Origin of the sequence: Clostridium sp. (assembly GCF_051656525.1) — a bacterium.
Classification (GTDB): Bacteria; Bacillota; Clostridia; order Clostridiales; family Clostridiaceae; genus Clostridium.
Genome location: NZ_JBOGCC010000136.1, coordinates 1 through 3,789, shown reverse-complemented (window position 1 = coordinate 3,789; position 3,789 = coordinate 1). Strand labels below are relative to the sequence as shown.

Annotated in this window: 7 protein-coding genes, 1 pseudogene and 1 other annotated feature; all 8 genes and pseudogenes read left to right on the top strand. The window is 34.4% G+C overall.

The window, feature by feature from the left end; genetic code table 11:
* Nucleotides 1–224 (top strand): annotated as a pseudogene (tuf, locus tag ACRDDY_RS06960) (elongation factor Tu); the annotation flags it as partial.
* A gap of 193 nt (nt 225–417) precedes the next feature.
* Nucleotides 418–567: a 50S ribosomal protein L33 gene (gene rpmG / locus ACRDDY_RS06955; RefSeq protein ID WP_027099171.1), complete on the top strand. Its 150-nt coding sequence runs from the start codon at nt 418–420 to the stop codon at nt 565–567.
* Between the two features lie 55 nt (nt 568–622).
* Entirely contained in the window at nt 623–847 is a 225-nt protein-coding gene (gene secE, locus ACRDDY_RS06950; RefSeq protein ID WP_438564238.1) for a preprotein translocase subunit SecE, read from the top strand.
* Between the two features lie 29 nt (nt 848–876).
* Nucleotides 877–1,410 carry a transcription termination/antitermination protein NusG gene (nusG, locus tag ACRDDY_RS06945; protein WP_438564239.1) on the top strand — a complete coding sequence of 178 codons (534 nt, stop codon included), beginning with the start codon at nt 877–879 and terminating at the stop codon, nt 1,408–1,410.
* A gap of 86 nt (nt 1,411–1,496) precedes the next feature.
* Entirely contained in the window at nt 1,497–1,922 is a 426-nt protein-coding gene (rplK, locus tag ACRDDY_RS06940) for a 50S ribosomal protein L11 (RefSeq protein WP_438541500.1), read from the top strand.
* Between the two features lie 53 nt (nt 1,923–1,975).
* Nucleotides 1,976–2,665 (top strand): 50S ribosomal protein L1, encoded by a 690-nt coding sequence (rplA, locus tag ACRDDY_RS06935; RefSeq protein WP_438564237.1) that lies wholly within the window; start codon nt 1,976–1,978, stop codon nt 2,663–2,665.
* A 43-nt stretch (nt 2,666–2,708) separates the two neighbouring features.
* Nucleotides 2,709–2,832, top strand: a sequence feature (ribosomal protein L10 leader region).
* A 33-nt stretch (nt 2,833–2,865) separates the two neighbouring features.
* Nucleotides 2,866–3,369 (top strand): 50S ribosomal protein L10, encoded by a 504-nt coding sequence (gene rplJ, locus ACRDDY_RS06930; protein ID WP_438564236.1) that lies wholly within the window; start codon nt 2,866–2,868, stop codon nt 3,367–3,369.
* A gap of 53 nt (nt 3,370–3,422) precedes the next feature.
* Nucleotides 3,423–3,785: a 50S ribosomal protein L7/L12 gene (gene rplL, locus ACRDDY_RS06925; RefSeq protein ID WP_438564235.1), complete on the top strand. Its 363-nt coding sequence runs from the start codon at nt 3,423–3,425 to the stop codon at nt 3,783–3,785.
* The last annotated feature ends 4 nt before the right edge of the window (nt 3,786–3,789 follow it).

Genomic DNA, 3,789 nt, shown 5'->3' with positions numbered 1-3,789 from the left:
CTCCATTCTTTGATGGATACAGACCACAATTCTACTTCAGAACAACTGACGTTACAGGATCAATCAAATTACCAGAAGGTATGGAAATGGTTATGCCTGGAGACCACATCGATATGGAAGTTGAATTAATTAACCCAATTGCAATGGACGAAGGATTAAGATTCGCTATCAGAGAAGGTGGAAGAACAGTAGGTTCAGGAGTTGTTACTAAGGTTTTAGCATAATTAGTGAATAATTTCTAAATTTTAATAGAGGGCTAGGTTTTTCAGTGAATCCTAGTCCTTTAAAAAGAATGAGATATTGACAGTTGCTTAAATATGTGATAATGTGTGAAGGTAATTCAAAAATCACATTTTAAAAGACAGTAAGAGGGCATTAGGTCTCTTAGAATATATAATCAAACTGGAGGTGCACATCGTGAGAGTAAAAATAACTTTAGCATGCACAGAGTGTAAACAAAGAAACTATAACTCAATGAAGAATAAGAAAAACAACCCAGATAGAATGGAAATGCAAAAATATTGCAAATTCTGTAAGAAGCACACTCTTCATAGAGAAACTAAATAATTAGCGATTTTAAACAGACACAGACTTAAAAAAATTAAGGATGTGAGTAAAAATTATGACAAGTAACAAAGTAGACAATGCTCCTTCTAAAAAAGGAGGATTAATAAGTTTCTTAAAAGGAATAAAGAATGAATTCAAAAGAATAGTTTGGCCTTCTAAAGAAGAAACTAAAAAAGCATTAATTGCTGTTCTAGGATTCACTATCATATACGTTGTATTGGTAGGCGGATTTGATTATATTTTTCAAAACCTCTTCGAAGTAGTTTTGAAACTGAAATAAAGGAGGTTTAGGTGGTAACACCGATTAATATGAGTGAAATAGCAAGATGGTACGTAGTACATACGTATTCAGGATATGAAAACAAAGTTAAAGCTACCATTGAAAAAACTATTGAAAATAGAAATCTTCATCACCTAATACAAGATATACAGATTCCTATGGAAGAAGTTATCGATGAAGAAAAGAAAGATAAAGATGGTAATCCAAAGGTAAGTTTTAAAAAGAAGTTTCCTGGTTATGTAATTGTGAAGATGCTAATGACAGATGAATCATGGTATGTTGTTAGAAATACAAGAGGTGTAACAGGATTCGTAGGACCTGGTTCTAAACCAGTGCCTCTTACTGAAATAGAGATTGAATCTATGGGGGTTGTAGGACTTCCTAGAGAAATAGATCTTGAAGTTGGGGAAAGTATTAAAATTACCTCAGGTCCACTGAGAGAATTCATTGGAACTATTCAAGAGATCAATCTTGAGAAGCTTAAAATTAAAGCTTCAGTAGATATGTTTGGTAGGGAAACACTTGCTGAACTAGAATTTAACCAAGTAGAAAAATTAGTTTAATTTAATTTTAGTCTTATAAAGATTAATGTTTTAATTAAGTGGGAGGGCAGAAGCCCGTATTACCACAGTATAGGAGGAATAAAAACATGGCTAAGAAAGTAACTGGAATGATCAAACTTCAACTTGCTGCAGGAAAGGCGACTCCAGCACCACCAGTTGGACCAGCATTAGGACAACACGGTGTAAACATCATGGGATTCTGTAAGGAGTTTAACGCAAAGACTGCTGATAAGGCTGGATTAATAATACCAGTAGTAATCACTGTATACCAAGATAGATCTTTTAGCTTTATCTTAAAGACTCCTCCAGCTGCAGTACTAATTAAAAAAGAATTAGGACTTGAAAGCGGATCAGGAGTTCCAAACAGAACAAAAGTTGGTAGTTTAACTAAGGATCAAGTAAGAAAGATCGCTGAATTAAAAATGCCAGATTTAAATGCGGCTAGCGTAGAAAGTGCTATGAGAATGATAGCTGGAACTGCTAGAAGCATGGGCGTAACTATTGAAGAGTAATTCATTAAAATAGTGGGAGGTAAGAACCGCTAACACCACAAAGGAGGCTTATTATGGGAAAGAAATATGTTGAAAGTGCAAAATTAATTGATAAAAGTGCTTTATATAATGTAACAGAAGCGTTAGATCTTGCTGTTAAAACTGCAAAAGCTAATTTCGATGAAACAATCGAACTACACGTAAGACTTGGGGTAGATCCAAGACATGCGGACCAACAAGTTAGAGGAGCAGTAGTTTTACCACACGGAACAGGTAAAACAGTTAGAGTTTTAGTTTTCGCTAAAGGAGATAAAGCAAAAGAAGCTCAAGAAGCAGGTGCAGATTTTGTTGGAGCTGAAGAATTAGTTCAAAAGATCCAATCAGAAAACTGGTTTGATTATGATGTAGTAGTTGCTACTCCAGATATGATGGGTGTAGTTGGTAGAATCGGTAGAGTTTTAGGACCTAAAGGATTAATGCCAAACCCTAAATCAGGAACAGTAACTTTTGATGTAACTAAAGCAATAGCTGACATCAAAGCTGGTAAAGTTGAGTATAGAGTTGATAAAACTGCTATAATTCACTGTCCAATCGGTAAGAAGTCATTTGGAGCTGATAAATTAAAAGATAACTATAACACTTTAGTAGAGGCGATAGTTAAAGCTAAACCAGCTGCGGCTAAAGGTCAATACATTAAATCAGTAAGTGTTTCAAGCACAATGGGACCTGGAGCAAAAATTAATCCAGGAAAAGTTACAGAATAGTTATTGACTTATATAAAATTAAGTGATATAGTATAATACGTTGTGAAAAGTTAAAAATATTCCGTAGACAGTGGGTGCTTAAAGCGTAACGTATACAACCTACCGAGGGTGAGTAGAATTTTCTAGATCTTCCTCCGTCTACAAGGAAGATCTTTTTTAATACGAAAAAGCAGTTAATACTGTGAGGAGGTGGACACACAGTGAACAAGAACAGAGAATTAAAAGCAGCTAAAGTTGCTGAAATTAAAGAAAAGTTAGAAAAAGCTCAAGGTGTTGTTTTAGCAGACTATCAAGGTCTTACAGTTGAAGAAGATACTGAATTAAGAAAGAGCTTAAGAGAAGCTGGTGTAGAATATAAGGTATACAAAAACAAATTAGTAGCAAGAGCTGCTGAGGAGTTAGGTTTAGGAGATGTTGTTAAATATCTTGAAGGACCTGTATCAATAGCATTTGGATATGAAGATGCTACATCACCAGCAAGGATCTTAAATAGCTTTGCTAAAGATCACAAAAAAATAGAGTTAAAAGCTGGTATAGTTGAAAAGGTTGTTTATGATAAAGAAATGATCGTAAAAATCGCTTCAATACCATCAAAAGAAGTTCTTATTGCAAAACTTCTTGGAAGTATCAAGGCTCCATTATCAAACCTTGCATACTTATTAAATGCAATAAAAGAGAAAAAAGAGGCTGATTCAGCTGAATAATTAATAACTATAAAATAGTTATCCGTTTTAAAATTTTTGGAGGTGCAATTAAAATGACAAGAGAAGATATAATTCAAGCAATAAAAGAAATGAGCGTTTTAGAATTAAACGAATTAGTAACAGCTTGCGAAGAGGAATTTGGAGTAAGCGCTGCTGCACCAGTAGCAGTAGCAGGAGCAGTAGCAGGTGGAGCTGCTGAAGAAAAAACTGAATTTGACGTAGTTTTAGCTAGTGCTGGAGCTAACAAAATCAAAGTAATCAAAGTTGTTAGAGAAATAACTGGATTAGGATTAAAAGAAGCTAAAGAAATCGTAGATGGAGCTCCTAAAACATTAAAAGAAGCTGTATCTAAAGATGAAGCTGAAGACATGAAAGCTAAATTAGCTGAAGTTGGAGCAGAAGTAGAAGTAAAATAATTTT

What these genes read in the sequence shown, in the direction of transcription:
- rplL (WP_438564235.1), top strand. Translation starts at nt 3,423, where the DNA reads ATGACAAGAGAAGATATAATTCAAGCAATAAAAGAAATGAGCGTTTTA.
- secE (WP_438564238.1), top strand. Translation starts at nt 623, where the DNA reads ATGACAAGTAACAAAGTAGACAATGCTCCTTCTAAAAAAGGAGGATTA.
- nusG (WP_438564239.1), top strand. Translation starts at nt 877, where the DNA reads ATGAGTGAAATAGCAAGATGGTACGTAGTACATACGTATTCAGGATAT.
- rplK (WP_438541500.1), top strand. Translation starts at nt 1,497, where the DNA reads ATGGCTAAGAAAGTAACTGGAATGATCAAACTTCAACTTGCTGCAGGA.
- rplA (WP_438564237.1), top strand. Translation starts at nt 1,976, where the DNA reads ATGGGAAAGAAATATGTTGAAAGTGCAAAATTAATTGATAAAAGTGCT.